The following is a 16,157-nucleotide window of genomic DNA, read 5'->3' as shown; positions in this document are numbered from 1 at the left end:
CCGGGGGGCCGAGGTACCCAGCGTGACCAACTGTTGGTGTAGCCTGTCGCCGCGTCGGGACCTTCCCCGCCCCGGTTACATCCGCAGGAGGCAAGACTCCTTGGTCGACAGCGGATCCCCTCCAAAATAGCGAGTCCGAGTTTCAGCCAAGAACGCTGCGGAGTTGACCGCGCGGCGATCAATCATCACGAGTGGCGGATTATCCGATGACGATTGACCAGGTCATCCACGTACCCGAACAGGTCGGCACCGAGCACGACGAGGTCGGTGAGGTCGAGCTGTCGGTGGTAATGCCCTGCCTCAACGAGGCGGAGACCCTCGCCGTCTGCATCCGCAAGGCGTTGGCCTGCATGTCCGAGCTCGGCGTCCGCGGCGAGGTCATCGTCTCCGACAACGGGTCGACCGACGGGTCACAGGAGATCGCGATCGCGGAAGGCGCCCGCCTCATCCACTGCGAGCGGCGCGGCTACGGCGCCGCGCTGCGGACCGGCATCACGGCCGCGCGCGGGCAGTACGTGATCATGGCGGACGCCGACGACAGCTACGCGCTGCACGACCTCGGACCCTTCCTCGACCGGCTGCGCACCGGCGCGGACCTGGTCATGGGCAACCGGTTCAAGGGCGGCATCCAACGGGGGGCGATGCCCGCCCTGCACCGGTTCCTGGGCAACCCGGTGCTGTCGTTCCTCGGCCGGACGTTCTTCCGGGTGCCGATCGGCGACTTCCACTGCGGAATGCGCGGCTTCCGCCGGGACCGCATCCTGGACCTGTCGCTGCGGACCTCCGGCATGGAGTTCGCCAGCGAGATGGTCGCCCGGGCCGCCCTGGCCCAACTGACCATCGACGAGGTTCCCACCACCCTCGCCCCGGACGGCCGGACCCGGGCGCCCCACCTGCGTACCTGGCGGGACGGCTGGCGGCACCTGCGGTTCCTGCTCGCGCTGAGCCCCCGCTGGATGCTGCTGTACCCGGGCCTCGCGCTGCTCATCGGCGGCATCCTGGTGCTGGCCTGGCTGCTCGCCGGCCCGCAGCGCGTCGGCGGACTGGCGTTCGACCTGCACACGATGCTCGCGGCGGCCACCGGAGTTTCCATCGGAGTGCAGGCGGTCGCCCTCGCCGTGGTGGTCCACGCCCACGCGACGCAGTCCGGGCTGTTACCCGCCGACAACCGCATGGAGATGCGGATCGGCGACTTCGCGGTACGCCGGGGAGTCAGCATCGGCGCGCTGGTGGTCCTCGCCGGACTCGGCTGCTTCGGGTACGCCCTGTGGAGCTGGGGCGCGGCCGGATTCGACGAACTCCAGGCGGTCGAGACCATGCGACTGCCGATCCTGGGCGTCGGCCTCATCGTGGTCGGAGTGCAGTCCGTGCTGTTGTCGATCATCGTCGGGCTGACCCGGGTCGACGACCTCTGACAGGCTAATCGACCGGCGGTCGGGCGGTGCCCGGCCGCCGGTCGATTTTCGGCGTTTCGTGGTGCCCGGTCCGGCCGAGCGCGCTCGTGGTGCTCAGCCGGCCGAACGGTGGCTCTCGTGCAGGTTCAGGTCGAGCTGCATCGTCGCGACCAGATGCGGGTACCGACGGGCGAGCTGCCAACCGAACGTCACCGCGTAGACATCCGCCGCCACCACCCGGTCCACGTCGGTGAAGTCCACCCCGGCGAGCCGCTTGTGGAACATCCGGGCCAGCAGGCGCGGCCGACCCAGCCGGTAGAACGGCATGAAGACCCGGTTGTGGATCGCGTCGGCGATCCGCTGCTGGCCCTCCTCCGGCTGACCGCCGTCCCCCGACCGCTGGCCCCGGCCGGTCAGCCGCTTGGTCCCGGCCACCGCACCGCCGGGCAGCTTGTAGACCAGCAGCCGTTCGACCCGGCGCACCGGGTGCCGGTGCTCGGCACCGTCGAGGCTGTGCACCCGCAGCCGCGGATGACGACTGACCTCGGCCCACTGCTCCGGCTCGTGCTCGGACCAGGCGTCCGTACCCAGGATCGCCAGGTCGACCTCGACGCCCTCGGCCAGCAGGTTGAGGACGTAGTTGCGGACCCGCTCCGGCAGGCGGTGGGTGAACGCCAGCAGCATGACCCGGACCGGAGCCCCGGACGACCGCCCCGGTGCCGCCGCCTGGGCGCCGCCCGCGTCGACGGGCCCGTTCGACGGGGCCGGACCGACCGGTTCCGCACGCTCGCCCATGATCACTGACTCCTTCTCCGCACTCACGGTTCAGTCCTCCGACCCGGGCTCCGCCAGCGGTCGCTTGACCAGCGACCGCATCCGCGCCTCCAGGGGAGCGAGCAGCCCGTCCCGGGTGAAGCCGTCGGCGTGCCGCCGGGCCACCGCCCGCTGCTCCGGGGTGAGGTCGCGGGCCGCCTTGCCGGCCTGGACCATCGTGTGGGCCACCGCGTCGACGTCCAGGCTGTCCGCGTTGAACCAGAGCGGGTAGCCCGAAAGCACGTCCTTGGCGGCGATGCCGGGCGCGTGCACCGAGACGATCGGCCGCCCGGTCGCCATGTACTCGAAGATCTTGCCCGAGGTGACGTACCGGCCTCCGCCGGCAAGGAACACCAGCACGTCGCTCTCTTCGTAGACCCGGGCGACCTCGGTCTTCGACACCGGGCCGCGGTACCGGATGCCCAGGTCCTTCCCCTCGTAGCCGGCCGGGTCGTCGCCCTCCTCCGGCGGCAGGCCCAGCCGCTGCCGGAGGTCATGGTGGGCGTTGCGGAAGAAACCGAGGTGACCGTGGATGTTCAGCTCGGCGTCGGCCAGGTCCGGGTGCCGACGCGCCCGCGTCCACGCCTCGGTCAACTCCTCCACCGGCTGCTTGCTGGTCATGGTCCCGAGGTAGTCGAAGCTCAACGGCCGGGTCCGGTCCGTCGGCCGGTCACCGGGCGACGAGGTCAGCAGGTCCGCGTCCCAGCCGTTCGGCACCACCATCATCCGGTCCGCCACCCGCGGGTAGCGCTCGGCGTGCCAGCCGCGCAGCGCCTCGTTGACGAAGACCGAGGTGGCGGCACCGCCGAGCACCCGCTTCTCCCACTGCCAGGCGGGATGGCCGTCGGGGAAGGCGGGGCTGTCGGTGAACAGGTCCAACGTCCACGAGTCGCGGTAGTCGACGATGTAGGGCACGCCGGTGATCCGGCTGAACAGCCAGGCCGCCCCGAACGACGCGAACGGGTTGCCGGTGGCCAGCACCACGTCGAACCGGTTCCGGGCGTGCAGCTTCAGGCCCCGGGCGACCGCGTTCAGCCCCCACGAGGCGTAGTTCTCGGGGAAACCCTTGCGCTGGCTGAGGCTGTAGAGCTTCTGCGCCAGCAACGGCATCGAACCACGGAACCGGCCGTACTGCCGCAGGTCCTTGTTCCAGGCGAACTGGTTCAGTGACGGGCGTTCGACGGTGATCCTCGGATCGATCGTGGCGGTCAGTTCCTCGTCGACGGAACCGATGACGCCGTAGAGGAAGTCCAGCGGTGCCGCACAGGCGGTGACGTCCCAGCCCTTGGCGGCGAGATGGTTCGCGGTGGCCCGAGCCCGGTAGACACCACTCGCCCGGGAGGGCGGGAAGTAGAAGGAGAGGTACAGGACGCGCGGGCGCATTGGTGCACGCCTGACTTTCATCTGCTTTCCTTTGCAGCGGCGGATGCGGAGGAAGGGAGCGCCGGGACGGCCGGCTGACGCGGGACGGGCCCGCCGGATCCAGCGTAGTCATAACGGTAGGCGACCCTCGGCGCAGGCGAGTCGCTGCCGGCGGGACGTGCGAGGAGTCGCGCGGCCGGTGGCATCGACGCCGGGTCGCTCACCACGAACAGATCGAACGGCGGCCTGCCGGCCAGCACCTGGCGGCGGATCAGCCGCTGCTGCAGTTCGGCGGGGTCCTCGCCGTTGCGGGGCAGAAGGGCGCGATGGACCGGCGAGGCGATCCTGCGCTCGTACGCCCCACCGGCCCGCCGGGCGAACGTCTTCATCGGACCCCGGCCGAGCGCCCGGAACACCAGTCCCGGGCCGCTGAACAGCAGCGCCCGCTCGACCTTCCGGATCGGACCGTGCGCCTCCAGTTTGCTGAGATCGACGACCTGCACCTCGGGGTGGAACCGTTCCCGGCTCCAGGGCTTCGCGGCCGCGACCAGGACAACCGCCCGCCCGCCGTCGGCCACCACCTGCGCGGTCTCCTCGACCACGGCCCGCCTGCGGGTGGCGCCCAGCGCCAGGAAGAGTACCTGCATGATCACTCCTCAGGACCGTTGCGCGGGAACCGACAGGGCATCGGACGTTCCCGCAGCCGGTGCGTCGGCGAACCAGATGCGGTGGTGCGCCTGCGCGACCGACGGATAGCTGTACCGGGCCGCGAGTTCCCGGCGCGCCAGCGACAGGTCCACCTGTTGCGGGAAGCGCGACCGCAGTCGCCGGTATCCGGCGACGATCACGTCCGGGGTGTCCTCGACGTCGATCAGCTCGCCGGCCGACTCCTCGACGCCGGCCAGCGTCTCCTCCGGCCCACCGCACCTGGTGACCAGGACCGGCATGCCGGCGGCGGCGGCCTCGATCACGGTCACCCCGAACGTCTCGAAGCGGCTGTTGTGCACCAGCAGGTCGTGCTCGCGCATCAGCCGGAGCGCCTCGTCCGGCGGAAGCGCCCCGGTCTGGGTGACCGCCTCGGCGACCCCGAGTTCGGCGGCCCGCTCGGACAGCTTGCCGGCCAGCTCGCCCGCCCCGACCAGGGTCAGGGTCAGGGTCGGGTCCTCGGCCCGGCAGGTGGCGAAGGCCTCCAGCAGGAGGTCCACGCCCTTGCGCGGGATGAGGCCGCCGACGTACAGCCAGCGGCGCAGGTCGGTGACCGGCTCCGGACGGGACACGTCGAAGTCGATCGGGTTCGCGATGAAGGTGATCCGGTCCGCGTGGTGCGGGAACGCCTCCAGCAGGGGGGCACGGACCGCCTCACCGACGGCGAAGAACCCGTCGGCCCGGTGCAGCACCTCGTCGTACATCGCCCGTGCCTCGGGGGTGTCCAGCACCTGGTCGAGGAACGTGGCGTGTTCGGTGACGAAGATCCGGGCGTCGGGCCGGGCGTTGCGGATCGCGGCCCATCCGCCGGGCAGCCCGACGTGGGCGTGCACCACCGGAGCGTCGATCGGCTTCCCACCGAGCGCCGCCCCCAGGGTCGCGGCGTGCCGGTGCGCGATCTCGGCGTGCCAGCGACCGCGCGGGATCGGCACCGGCACGTACCGCAGCTGGGCACCGCCCACCGTCGGGGTCCGCGCCGTGGCGAGCCCGAGCAGTTCCGCGTGGGCGCGGCCGACGAGTTCGTCGTCGCGGTCCGACAGTGCCGCCACCCACGCGTCGCCGTGGTACACCGTCACCCGGTCGCAACCGGGTGCGGTCGCCCCGACCATGGCCTGGACGAACGCTCCACGGAACGGCATATCCCGGGTGGGGTACCAGGGCGTGACGATGGCCACGTCTTTCACAGGAGTTGCCGCCACCCGGATGTACCTCCAGCTCTCTGCGCTCGGGACCCTCGATTGTGGACCAGCTTGCCGTACCGGGCGAAACGGGCCCGGCACCGGACGCTACCCATTACCGGCACCTACCGCGAGGCGACGTCGTCCACTCCGGACCGCTGGGCGGGTGCGGGCACCGCGGCACCCGGACCGACGTCGACGGTGCTGCCGTCGGAGGCCGACCGCAGCACGGCGGCGGAGACCTCGACGGTACGCAGCCCCTGGCGGAGCGTCACGATGTCGCTCTCCTTGCCCTCCACCGCGTCCCGGAACCGCTCGTGTTCCACCAGCAGCGGCTCACGCTTCGGGATCGCGTACCGGACCATGTCGCCCTCGGCCACGCCCCGGAACGCGCGCAGCGCCTCCCACTCGGTGTCGATGGCGCCGTTGGCGTAGAAGGTGAGGTCGGCGGTGAGCGTGTCGGCGACGAAGCAGCCCCGGTCACCGGTGATCACAGTGGACCGTTCCTTGAGCGGGCTGAGCCAGTTGACCAGGTGGTTGACCATCGTCCCGTCGGCCAGCTGCCCGACGACCGCGACCATGTCCTCGTGCAGCCGGCCGCTGCGCGAGACGGTGCGTGCCGACACCGAGCGGTACTCCTGGCCGGTGACCCAGCTCGTCAGGTCGATGTCGTGGGTGGCCAGGTCCATCACCACGCCCACGTCGGCGATCCGGTGCGGGAAGGGACCCTGCCGCCGGGTGACGACCTGGAACACCTCGCCCAGCTCGCCCGCCTCCAGCCGGGTACGCAGGCTCTGCAACGCGGGGTTGTACCGCTCGATGTGTCCGACCCCGGCGACCAGACCGGCCGCCTCGAACGCCTCGACCAGTCGGGTCGCCGCGTCGAGGGACTGCGCGAGGGGCTTCTCGATCAACGCGCAGACGCCGTTCGCGGCCAGCTCCAGGCCGACCTCCTCGTGCAGTGCCGTCGGGCAGGCCACCACGGCGTAGTCGAGCTTCAGCGCGAGCAGCTCGGCGACGGTGGACAGCACCGGCGCCCGCAGCGTGCCGGTGGGGTCGCCGGCCGGGTCCACGACGCCGACCAGGTCCACGCCGTCCAGGCCGGACAGCACCCGGGCGTGGTTGCGCCCCATCGCACCGAGGCCGATCAGTCCCGCGCGCAACGTGCGCGCCTGGCCGCTCATTCGGCACCCGCCAGGCTGTTCGCGGCGTTGGCGATCCGCTCCAGCTGGTCCGGGGTCAACGCGGGATGGATCGGCAGCGAGACGACCTCCCGGGCGGCCCGCTCGGTCTCCGGCAGGTCCCACGGGCCGGGCTTGCCGTCCTCGCCCAGGTACGGCTTGAGCCGGTGGATCGGGGTCGGGTAGTAGACCGCGTTGCCCACGCCCTGCTCCAGCAGTTGCCGCTGGGCGGCGTCCCGGTCCCCGGTGATCCGGACGGTGTACTGGTGGTAGACGTGGCGCGCCGCGTCGGCCACCGGCGGGGTGATCACGCCGGTGATCCGGGAGTCGAGGAACTTGGCGTTCGCGCGCCGCTGCTCGGTCCAGTCGGGAAGCTGCTGGAGCTGTACCCGGCCGATCGCCGCCGCCACGTCGGTGAGCCGCATGTTCGCGCCGACGATCTCGTTCGCGTACCGCTGCTCCATGCCCTGGTTGCGGAGCAGCCGCAGGGTCCGGGCCAGCTCCGGGTCGGCGGTGGTGATCATGCCGCCCTCCAGGGCGTGCATGTTCTTGGTCGGATAGAAGCTGAAGCACCCGGCGGCGCCGAAGGCACCGACCGGCTGGCCGCCCAGGGCCGCGCCGTGCGCCTGGGCCGCGTCCTCGACGACGGCCAGGTTGTGCCGCTGCGCGATCGGCATCAGCCGGTCCATCGCGGCCGGGTGGCCGTAGAGGTGTACCGGCATGATCGCCACGGTGCGCGGGGTGACCGCCGCCGCGACCGCGTCCGGGTCCACGCAGAAGCTGCCCGGCTCGATGTCGACGAAGACCGGCTCGGCGCCGACCAGCCGGACCGCGTTGGCGCTCGCCGCGAAGGAGAACGACGGGACGATGACCTCGTCGCCGCGTCCGATGCCGAGCGCCAGCAGGGCCAGTTGGAGAGCGGAGGTGCCCGAGTTGACCGCGACACAGTGCCGGCCGGCCACGAGCTCGGAGAACTCCTCCTCGAACGCCGCCACCTCCGGGCCCTGCACGACCTTGCCGCTGCGGAGCACCCGCACCGCGGCCTCGATCTCGGCGTCTCCGATGACTGGTTTGGCAGGCGGGATCAGGTCTGCGTTCTGCCCGGCCATGGGCATCCTCCTGTAGCTGGGGGGATCGCGGTTGGCATGCGATGCTAGCTCGTTGTGCGGTAGGCGAATCGGGTGGTGCGGGGTAGGTCACGACCTGCGGATGGACCCTCGACCGGGCGTGACCGGGCTCGGTGCGTCGGTGGCGGGATGGTCAGGTTGGCAGGGCGACGCCCACGCTCCCTCCCGGGACGACGGCGTCCTCCACCACTTCGGCGGCGACGCCCCCCACGCCCAGTCCGGCCGCGATCGCGGCGGCCATTCGCGGCAGGTAGTCCTCCGGGAGTGGGGTGCGGGCGACGGCGAACCGCCAGTAGAGCGGACCGATGATCAGATCGACCGCGGCGTCCGGGTCCGTTCCCTCGGGAAGCTCACCACGACCGACCGCACGGTCCAGCAACAGTATGCCGATGTCCCGCTGGTTCGCACGCAGGGCCTCTTGCAGGGTCTGGGCGATCTCCGGATTTCTGGCCGCCTCGGCGAGCAGATCCGGGATGATCTGCGAGGCCAGGCGGTGTCGTAGGGCTCGGGCCACGATCTGGAGCAACACCTCAAGGTCACCCCGTAGGCTTCCGGTGTCCGGCAGCGGTAGGCTCTGCCCCGCAACCCGGGAAACGATCTCCAGCACCATCTCCAGCTTCGAGTTCCACCGGCGATAGATCGCCGTCTTGCCGACGCCGGCCCGGCGTGCGACCGCCTCGATCGAGAGGCGTCCGTATCCGACCGCGGCGAGTTCCTGCATCACGGCCATGCGCAGGGCAGCGGTGATCTCCCCTCGGAGTACCGCCGCTCCCGCTGGAGCACGCCGGTTGTCGGTCGCCACGTGGGCCAATATAGCGCGACGACGGTACGGTTGCGTCCCGACGTAGTTTGGACTACCTTCCACGGAGCGACGGCCCACTGGCGTTCCCCCGCCCTGGCTCCGGCCCGGGAAAGTCGCGCGCATCTTGACGCTTGCAGCCCGAACAGATCGGAGCGCCCAGCTATGGCCACCACGGCGGTAGCAAACCCCGATGCAGAGCTGACCCAGGCAGAGCTGGCGGCCCGGTACGGCCTGTCGGTCGCCGGCGAACGGCCCGGCCTCGTCACGTACATCAAGCAGCTCTGGTCCTATCGGCACTTCATCTCCGCCTACGCCAACGCCAAACTGGCGGCGTCGTTCAGCACCGCCCGCCTGGGTCGGGTCTGGCAGGTGCTGACCCCGCTGACCAACGCGGCGGTCTACTACCTGATCTTCGGGGTGGTGCTCAACACCAGCGGCGAGATCGACAACTTCATCGCCTACCTCTGCACCGGCCTCTTCGTCTTCACCTTCACCCAGTCGGTGGTGAGCGGCGGCGTCCAGGCGATCACCGGCAACCTCGGGCTGATCCGGGCGCTGCACTTCCCCCGGGCCGCCCTGCCGATCGCGATCACGCTGACCCAGTTCCAGCAGCTGCTCGCCTCGATCGTCGTGCTGGCCGGCATCGTCCTGGTCGACGGCGAGCCGCTGACCCTGGAATGGCTGCTGCTGGTGCCCGCGATGCTGCTCCAGTCGGTGTTCAACGCCGGCGTGGCGATGGCGATGGCCCGCCTCGGGTCCAAGGTCACCGACCTGAAGCAGGTCGTGCCGTTCGTGATGCGTACCTGGATGTACGGATCCGGCGTGCTCTACAGCGTGGCCAACTTCGAGAAGCACCTTCCGGGGACGGTCGCCTGGCTGGTGCAGCTCAACCCCCTGCTGGTGTACATCGAACTGATGCGGCACGCGCTGATGGAGACGGCACCGGTGACCGCGTCGCAGACCCAGTCCTGGCTGCTCGGCATCGGCTGGGCGCTGGTGGCAGGTGTCCTCGGGTTCATCTACTTCTGGCGTGGCGAGAAGGAGTACGGCCGTGGCTGAGCAGACCGTTACCCAGACCGACCTCTCGGCGACCACCACCGGCGCCGGCGGTTCCCGGATCCCCACCGTCGTGGTCGACGACGTGCACATCGTCTACCGGGTGCACGGCGCCGGTGCCGGCGGCAACGGCAGCCCGGTCGCCGCCCTGAAGCGGATCGTGACCGGCGGGAAGACCGGCGCGATCACCGAGGTGCACGCGGTCAAGGGCGTCACCTTCACCGCGTACCGGGGTGAGGCGATCGGCCTGATCGGCAGCAACGGCTCCGGCAAGTCGACGCTGCTGCGGGCGATCGCCGGACTGCTCCCGGCCAGCCGGGGTGCCGTCTACACCCAGGGGCAGCCGTCGCTGCTCGGGGTGAACGCGGCGCTGCTGAACGACCTCTCCGGGGAACGCAACGTCGCACTGGGCTGCCTGGCGATGGGAATGACCCCGGCCCAGGTGAAGCAGGTCACGCCGGACATCATCACGTTCTCCGGGATCAACGAGCGCGGCGACTTCAGCTCGCTGCCGATGCGGACGTACTCGTCCGGCATGGGTGCCCGGCTGCGGTTCTCCATCGCGGCGGCGAAGAAGCACGACGTACTGCTGATCGACGAGGCGCTCGCCACCGGTGACGTACGGTTCCGGCGGCGCAGCGAGCAGCGGGTCCGCGAACTACGCGCCGAGGCCGGAACGGTGTTCCTGGTCAGTCACGGTATCGGCACGATCCGGGACACCTGCGAACGGTCGATCTGGCTGGAGTCGGGGCTGATCCGGGCGGACGGTCCCACCGACGAGGTCGTCGCCGAGTACGAGAAATTCATGAACCGGACATAACTCTCCGCAACCAGGAGACCGGCTGTCGGGCGGCGTCACACCCGCCGCCCGGCGGCAGCGGTGCCGGCGGCCGGGCGGTCAGGAAGCTGATGCCCGGCCGGTCCCGCGCTAGGGTCCTAGGGTCACACCAGTCCGGCCCGGTGCGAATCCGCCCGCCATGCGCCGTTTCGGCCCAGATGGCGTGAACGACCGAGGGAACACCGGCACATCGATGGTGCAGAGTCAGTGAGGATCGGCAATGGCGCATGACCCGGCGACGACGCCGACCGGCCAACCGGCCACCGCCGGATGGCGGCCCGACCGGACGGTGGCCGTGGTGCTGGCCGGCGGCACCGGAACCCGGGTCGGGCTGGGCATCCCGAAGCAACTGCTGAAGATCGCCGGAAAGCCGATCCTCGAACACACCATCGCGGTCTTCGAGGCCGCCGCCGAGATCGACGAGATCATCGTGCTGATGGCGCCGGGCCATCTCGACGCGGCGCGACAGATCGTCGACAAGGCCGGCTTCCGCAAGGTCAGCCAGGTGATCGAGGGCGGCGACACCCGCAACGCGACCACCCGGCTGGCCCTGGACGCGATCGGACCCGACGACTGCAACGTCCTCTTCCACGACGCGGTCCGGCCGCTGCTGAGCCCCCGGATCGTCCGGGAGTGCGTCAACGCCCTCTGGACCCACGCCGCCGTCGACGTGGCCATCCCGTCCGCCGACACGATCATCCAGGTGGACGAGGACGACTGCATCACCGGCATCCCGGTCCGGGCCAGGCTGCGCCGGGGCCAGACGCCGCAGGCGTTCCGGTCCAGCACCATCCGGGAGGCCTACCGGCTGGCCGCCGACGACGCCGGGTTCAGCGCGACCGACGACTGCGGAGTGGTGCTCCGCTACCTGCCCGACGTACCCATCAAGGTCATCGAGGGCTCGGACGAGAACATCAAGGTCACCCATCCGGTCGACGTACACCTGGCGGACAAGCTGTTCCAGCTCGCCGCCGCGCAGGCGCCCCGGCTGGTGGACGAGCGGGCGTACACCGAGGAACTGAGCGGGCGGACCGTCGTCGTCTTCGGCGGCAGCCACGGCATCGGCCACCGGCTGGCCGAGGTGGCCCGGGGGTACGGCGCCGACGTGTTCCCGGTCAGCCGGTCGAGCACCGGCACCCACGTCGAGCGGGCCGACGACGTCGCCGCCGCGCTGCGGACCGCGTTCGAGGCGACCGGCCGGATCGACCACGTGGTGGTGACGGCCGGCGTACTCCGGATGGGTGCGCTCGCCGAGATGGACGAGCCGACCATCGAGCAGATGTTCCAGGTCAACCTGATGGCCCCGGTCACCATCGCCCGGCAGGCACTGCCGTACCTCCGGCAGACCCGGGGCCAGCTACTGCTCTACACCTCCAGTTCGTACACCCGGGGACGGGCCCGGTACGCCCTCTACTCCGCCACCAAGGCCGCCGTGGTGAACCTGACCCAGGCGCTCGCCGACGAGTGGTCCGAGATCGGCGTACGGGTGAACTGCGTCAACCCCGAACGGACCGCCACGCCGATGCGGACCCGGGCGTTCGGCGACGAGCCGGAGCACACGCTGCTGGCGGCGGACACCGTCGCCCGGGTCTCCCTCGACGTTCTGCTCTCCGGGCTGACCGGCCAGGTGGTCGACGTCCGCCGCTCCCCCGGCGACCCGGCCGGCACCCCCGTCGAGCCGAACGCCGGTCCGGTCGCTCGGGACGGCCAGACCGCTCGGGACGGCCAGACCGCTCCGGACGGCCAGACCGCTCCGGACGGCCAGGCCGAGAACGGGAACGGGCTGGCTGGGCCGGTCGCCCGACAGCGCTCCATCGAACCGCTGCCGTCGCCCCGGGTGGGCACACCGTAGCCACATCGTCGTCGGAGCCCGTGCCACCGCCGGGCGCTCCGGCAGGGAAGGAAGATCATGCGTGGTGATCTGGTCAGGAAGCTGGCCATCCGGTGCCTCAGCGCCGGCCTGGCGGTCCTGTCCTTCCTCACCCTCGCCCTGACCTCGGCCGAACTGGTCGGGCTCGCGCTGGCGGTGGCGGCCGCGGCCTCGGTCTGGGCCGAGCGGCGGATCAACCCGCGCTCCGACCTGGTCGCCGAGCCGGTGCTGCTGATCGCGGGTGTGCTGGTCGGGTACGCCCGGCTGGTCCCCGAGGCCCGGTGGACCCTGGTGGTCACCGGGGCGGCGCTGCTCGGGCTCACCCTCGCCGAGCGCCCGCTGCGGGACGCCGCCGAGTGGGAGGTCCGGTCGGCCAACCTCGGCGTACGCTCGTCGCCGCTGCTGGTCGCGGGGCGGCTGGGTCCGGCCGTCCTGCTCCTGGTCGTCGCGCTGGTCGCCAGCGCGGCGCTGAGCCTGCCGGCCTGGCCGGCGTTGATCGTCACCGTGCTCGTCGGTGCGACCTGTGCCGTGGGCGCGATCATGCCGATCGCCCTGCGGCGGCTGCGGCCGTCGGCCGGACAGAGCCCGGTCACCCAGGCGCTCCGCCGGCACCAGCCGGAGTTCCTGCTCTACTTCACCGCCCCGCCCGGGTCGGAGTACCAGGTCATGATGTGGCTGCCGTACCTGGAACGGATCGGCCGGCCGTTCATGGTGCTGCTGCGCGAGCCGAACTTCCTGGCGCCGGTTTCGGCCGCCACCAGCGCGCCGGTGGTGGTCTGCCCGACGCCACGCTCGATCGACGAGGCGATGGTGCCCAGCCTGCGGGTGGCGTTCTACGTCAACCACGGCGCCAAGAACAGCCACTCGATCCGGTTCTCGCACCTCACGCACATCCAGTTGCACCACGGCGACAGCGACAAGGCACCGAGCGCCAACCCGGTCTCGGCGATCTTCGACAAGATCTTCGTCGCCGGTCAGGCGGCGATCGACCGGTACGCCCGCAACGGCGTGGTCATCCCGAGGGAGAAGTTCGCGATCGTCGGCCGGCCGCAGGTGGAGTCGATCGCCGTCACCCGCGAGCCGATCCGGGACCGGGCCGAGAAGGTCGTGCTCTACACCCCGACCTGGACCGGCCACCACGCCGACGTCGACTACTGCTCGCTGCCGGTCGGCGAGACCCTGGTCCGCCGGCTGCTGGACCGGGGTGCGACGGTCATCCTCCGGGCCCACCCGTACACCTCGCAGAATCCGGCGTCGGCCCGGCAACTCGCCCGGCTCGAACAGGTGCTCGCCGAGGATCGGGCCGCCACCGGTCGGCAGCACGTGTTCGGCGCCGACGCGGCCCGGAAGATGACGCTGGTCGAGTGCGTCAACCGGTCGCACGCGCTGGTGTCGGACGTATCCGCGGTGATCTCCGACTACCTCTACTCGGCGAAGCCGTACGCGGTGACCGACCGGGTCGGCGAGGGCGAGCGGTTCGTGCAGAGCTTCCCGTTGGCCGGCTCCGGTTACGTGCTGCGGTCCGACATGTCCAATCTCGACGATGTGCTGGACCAGTTGCTCGACACCGATCCGCTGGAGCAGACCCGCTGGCGGACCCGGACCCGGTATCTGGGCGACTTCCCCGCCGAGGCGTACGCCGACGGGTTCCTCGACGAGGCCCGACGGCACCTCGACGTCGCGACGGGGGCGCCGACCGTACCGGCACCTCGGCCCGCGCCCGTGTCGTGATCTGGAGACGAGGATGATCAGGGCCGGTCACGACCGGGACGAACTCGCCGGCCTGCTGCGCCGCGACCCGCACCTGCACGCGTACGAGCTCGGGGACCTCGACGACTTCTACTGGCCGTACACCAGCTGGTACCGGCTGGGCGACTCGGTGGCGCTGGTCTACCACGGCGGCGGCGTTCCGGTCCTGCTCGCGTTCGACCGCTCGCCGCAGGCACTTACCGAACTACTGACCGCGCTCGTCCCGCTGCTTCCCCGGCGCTTCGACGCCCATCTGTCCCCGGGCGGGGAGGCGGTGCTGGCCCGACACCTCCGGGTGGAGCCGCGCGGCCCGCACCTGAAGATGGCTCTCACCGACGCCACCAGGCTGGACCGGGTGGCGCCGGCCGGCGAGCTGCTCGGCCCCGCCGACGTACCCGAGTTGGCCGCGCTCTACGCGGCGGCGTATCCGGACAACTGGTTCGACCAGCGGATGATCGAGACCGGCCAGTACGTCGGGGTACGCCGCGGCGGCGAACTGCTCGCGGTGGCCGGGGTGCACGTCTGGTCCCCCAAATACCGGGTGAGCGCCCTGGGGAACGTGACCACCCACCCCGGCGTCCGGGGGCAGGGACTTGCCACGGCGGCGGTCGCGGCGCTCTGCCGGCGGCTGCTGGACACCGTCGACCAGGTGACCCTGAACGTCAAGGCGGACAACGTCGCCGCGATCGCGCTGTACCGACGGCTCGGCTTCACCCCGATCGCCGAGTACGGGGAGTTCGTGGTCGGCGGCCCGCCCCCGGGCTGATCATGCACGGTCGAACGGGTGCCGAACGACGTCCGCCGGCCCACTCGTCCGTCCGCGTCGGCAAGGGACGCACGGACGGACGAGGTGGGCCGGCGGACGGATCGGATCGGCGGTGGGCCGGCGGACGAACCGGACCGGCGCTACCGGGTCAGGACGAGTAGCCGCGGGTGGCTGCCCAGTTCGCCAGGTCGATGGTGGTCAGCCAGTAGGTGCTGTCGTCGCCCGGGATGGCCGGGTCGGCGATCTTCACCGTACGGCCGTTGTCCCGGTAGCCGACCACGGTCAGGTAGTGGCCACCGGGGTAGCTGTGCCAGCCGCCGTCGACATCCGTGGCCGAGCCCGCGATGTTGGCCACCACGGCGTACCCGTTGCTGACCGCGTGTACGACGTCGGCCTGGAGCTGGTCCATCTGGGCCGGGCTCGCCGCGCCACCGGAGAGCATGGTGCTCCGGTAGAAGTCGGTGCCGATGACCTTGTTCAGTACCCGGGTGGTGTCCTGGGCCGAGTTCGTTCCGCTCATGGTGGTGCCGAGGTCACCGGCCACCTCGTCCTGGCTCGGCCGCTCGCCACGCGCGGTCAGGGCGATCCGGGTGGCCGCCGGGCCGCAGTACCAGCCGTTGATCTGGGCCTGGAACTGGTAGTCGAGCACCTTGCTGGCCGGCGGGGCCGGCCGCTTGCTCGGGGTGCTGGTCGGGGCCGCCTTCGCCGCGCTCGACGCCGCACGGGTCGGCTCGGCGGTCGCCGGGTCCGACGGGCTGGCCGGTGCGGCCGTTTCCGGTGCGGTCGTCGTCTCCAACGCCTCGGCCTGGGCGGCCTTGGCGGCGGACCGACCCAGTTCCGCGACGGCCACGGTCGAGGTGTCGGTGGGCGTCGCGGACTGCCCGGTCGACGCGAGCGCGACGCCGGTGGTGGACGCGGCCGCCGCGACCACGGCCGCGGCGAGCGCGAGCCGGTTACGTCGTCCGGACGCGGCATTTCTAAGCCGTTGGTAAACGGGATGGTTCAACGTGATCCTCCAGGGAAATACGCATTACCAGTCGTTGTATCCGACCGGTTACGCGTCGTTTCTATCCGCTGTCGAGAATGCGACGCGAGGCCGCGCCTATCAGCGCGGGGACAGTTCTTCCGGCCTGGCCGTCAACGGCGCACCGTGGTTCGGCACCATCTCCGGGCCGCTGCGGGCCCGCCGGCCCGAAGCGGGTCGCTGACCCCCGGCCAGACAGCGGTTTGTGACGCGAGAACGGCTCGGGCCCGCCGGCGCATCACGCACCGGGGTGCGACCTCGCCGGGGCCCGCAGCGGCCCGGAGATGGTGGC

The 16,157-nt window shown here is 71.2% G+C and carries 14 protein-coding genes; 6 read left to right on the top strand and 8 right to left on the bottom strand.

Going from position 1 to position 16,157, the window contains the following annotated elements:
• Nucleotides 1–206 precede the first annotated feature (206 nt).
• Nucleotides 207–1,415 (top strand): glycosyltransferase family 2 protein, encoded by a 1,209-nt coding sequence (locus tag I0C86_RS33560; RefSeq protein ID WP_196205326.1) that lies wholly within the window; start codon nucleotides 207–209, stop codon nucleotides 1,413–1,415.
• Nucleotides 1,416–1,508: 93 nt separating this feature from the next.
• Here the strand turns inward: I0C86_RS33560 and I0C86_RS33555 are convergent, their stop codons facing one another.
• The 7 genes from I0C86_RS33555 to I0C86_RS33525 all read right to left on the bottom strand — a co-directional run bounded on the left by I0C86_RS33555 (nucleotide 1,509) and on the right by I0C86_RS33525 (nucleotide 8,562).
• Nucleotides 1,509–2,189 (bottom strand): hypothetical protein, encoded by a 681-nt coding sequence (locus tag I0C86_RS33555; protein WP_196205325.1) that lies wholly within the window; start codon nucleotides 2,187–2,189, stop codon nucleotides 1,509–1,511.
• 30 nt (nucleotides 2,190–2,219) lie between these two features.
• Nucleotides 2,220–3,611 carry a glycosyltransferase gene (locus tag I0C86_RS33550; protein WP_196205324.1) on the bottom strand — a complete coding sequence of 464 codons (1,392 nt, stop codon included), beginning with the start codon at nucleotides 3,609–3,611 and terminating at the stop codon, nucleotides 2,220–2,222.
• The gene (locus I0C86_RS33545) at nucleotides 3,608–4,216 is read right to left on the bottom strand and encodes a hypothetical protein (protein WP_230395213.1); all 609 of its coding nucleotides are present in this window, start codon (nucleotides 4,214–4,216) and stop codon (nucleotides 3,608–3,610) included. Before I0C86_RS33545 ends, I0C86_RS33550 begins: the two co-directional genes overlap by 4 nt.
• A 9-nt stretch (nucleotides 4,217–4,225) precedes the next feature.
• The gene (locus I0C86_RS33540; protein ID WP_323373994.1) at nucleotides 4,226–5,473 is read right to left on the bottom strand and encodes a glycosyltransferase family 4 protein; all 1,248 of its coding nucleotides are present in this window, start codon (nucleotides 5,471–5,473) and stop codon (nucleotides 4,226–4,228) included.
• Between the two features lie 104 nt (nucleotides 5,474–5,577).
• Nucleotides 5,578–6,636, bottom strand: coding sequence for a Gfo/Idh/MocA family protein (locus I0C86_RS33535; RefSeq protein WP_196205323.1), 1,059 nt, complete (start codon nucleotides 6,634–6,636; stop codon nucleotides 5,578–5,580).
• Nucleotides 6,633–7,742: a DegT/DnrJ/EryC1/StrS family aminotransferase gene (locus I0C86_RS33530; RefSeq protein ID WP_196205322.1), complete on the bottom strand. Its 1,110-nt coding sequence runs from the start codon at nucleotides 7,740–7,742 to the stop codon at nucleotides 6,633–6,635. Before I0C86_RS33530 ends, I0C86_RS33535 begins: the two co-directional genes overlap by 4 nt.
• Nucleotides 7,743–7,893: 151 nt before the next feature.
• Nucleotides 7,894–8,562: a TetR/AcrR family transcriptional regulator gene (locus I0C86_RS33525; protein ID WP_196205321.1), complete on the bottom strand. Its 669-nt coding sequence runs from the start codon at nucleotides 8,560–8,562 to the stop codon at nucleotides 7,894–7,896.
• 162 nt (nucleotides 8,563–8,724) lie between these two features.
• Here I0C86_RS33525 and I0C86_RS33520 point away from each other — a divergent pair, with 162 nt between their 5' ends.
• The 5 genes from I0C86_RS33520 to I0C86_RS33500 all read left to right on the top strand — a co-directional run bounded on the left by I0C86_RS33520 (nucleotide 8,725) and on the right by I0C86_RS33500 (nucleotide 14,841).
• Nucleotides 8,725–9,621 (top strand): ABC transporter permease, encoded by an 897-nt coding sequence (locus I0C86_RS33520; RefSeq protein WP_196205320.1) that lies wholly within the window; start codon nucleotides 8,725–8,727, stop codon nucleotides 9,619–9,621.
• Complete coding sequence (locus tag I0C86_RS33515) at nucleotides 9,614–10,438, top strand: ABC transporter ATP-binding protein (protein ID WP_196205319.1); 825 nt, start codon at nucleotides 9,614–9,616, stop codon at nucleotides 10,436–10,438. Before I0C86_RS33520 ends, I0C86_RS33515 begins: the two co-directional genes overlap by 8 nt.
• A 238-nt stretch (nucleotides 10,439–10,676) precedes the next feature.
• On the top strand, nucleotides 10,677–12,308 hold the full coding sequence (locus I0C86_RS33510; protein ID WP_196205318.1) for a bifunctional cytidylyltransferase/SDR family oxidoreductase: 1,632 nt from the start codon (nucleotides 10,677–10,679) through the stop codon (nucleotides 12,306–12,308).
• A 57-nt stretch (nucleotides 12,309–12,365) separates the two neighbouring features.
• Nucleotides 12,366–14,057 (top strand): CDP-glycerol glycerophosphotransferase family protein, encoded by a 1,692-nt coding sequence (locus I0C86_RS33505; RefSeq protein ID WP_196205317.1) that lies wholly within the window; start codon nucleotides 12,366–12,368, stop codon nucleotides 14,055–14,057.
• Nucleotides 14,058–14,070: 13 nt separating this feature from the next.
• Nucleotides 14,071–14,841, top strand: coding sequence for a GNAT family N-acetyltransferase (locus I0C86_RS33500; protein WP_196205316.1), 771 nt, complete (start codon nucleotides 14,071–14,073; stop codon nucleotides 14,839–14,841).
• Nucleotides 14,842–14,989: 148 nt separating this feature from the next.
• Here the strand turns inward: I0C86_RS33500 and I0C86_RS33495 are convergent, their stop codons facing one another.
• Nucleotides 14,990–15,847, bottom strand: a complete 858-nt coding sequence (locus I0C86_RS33495; RefSeq protein ID WP_196205315.1) for a C39 family peptidase — start codon at nucleotides 15,845–15,847, stop codon at nucleotides 14,990–14,992.
• Nucleotides 15,848–16,157: the final 310 nt, after the last annotated feature.

The organism is Plantactinospora alkalitolerans, assembly GCF_015690345.1.
GTDB lineage: Bacteria > Actinomycetota > Actinomycetes > Mycobacteriales > Micromonosporaceae > Plantactinospora > Plantactinospora alkalitolerans.
This window is presented reverse-complemented; position numbering and strand designations above follow the sequence as displayed.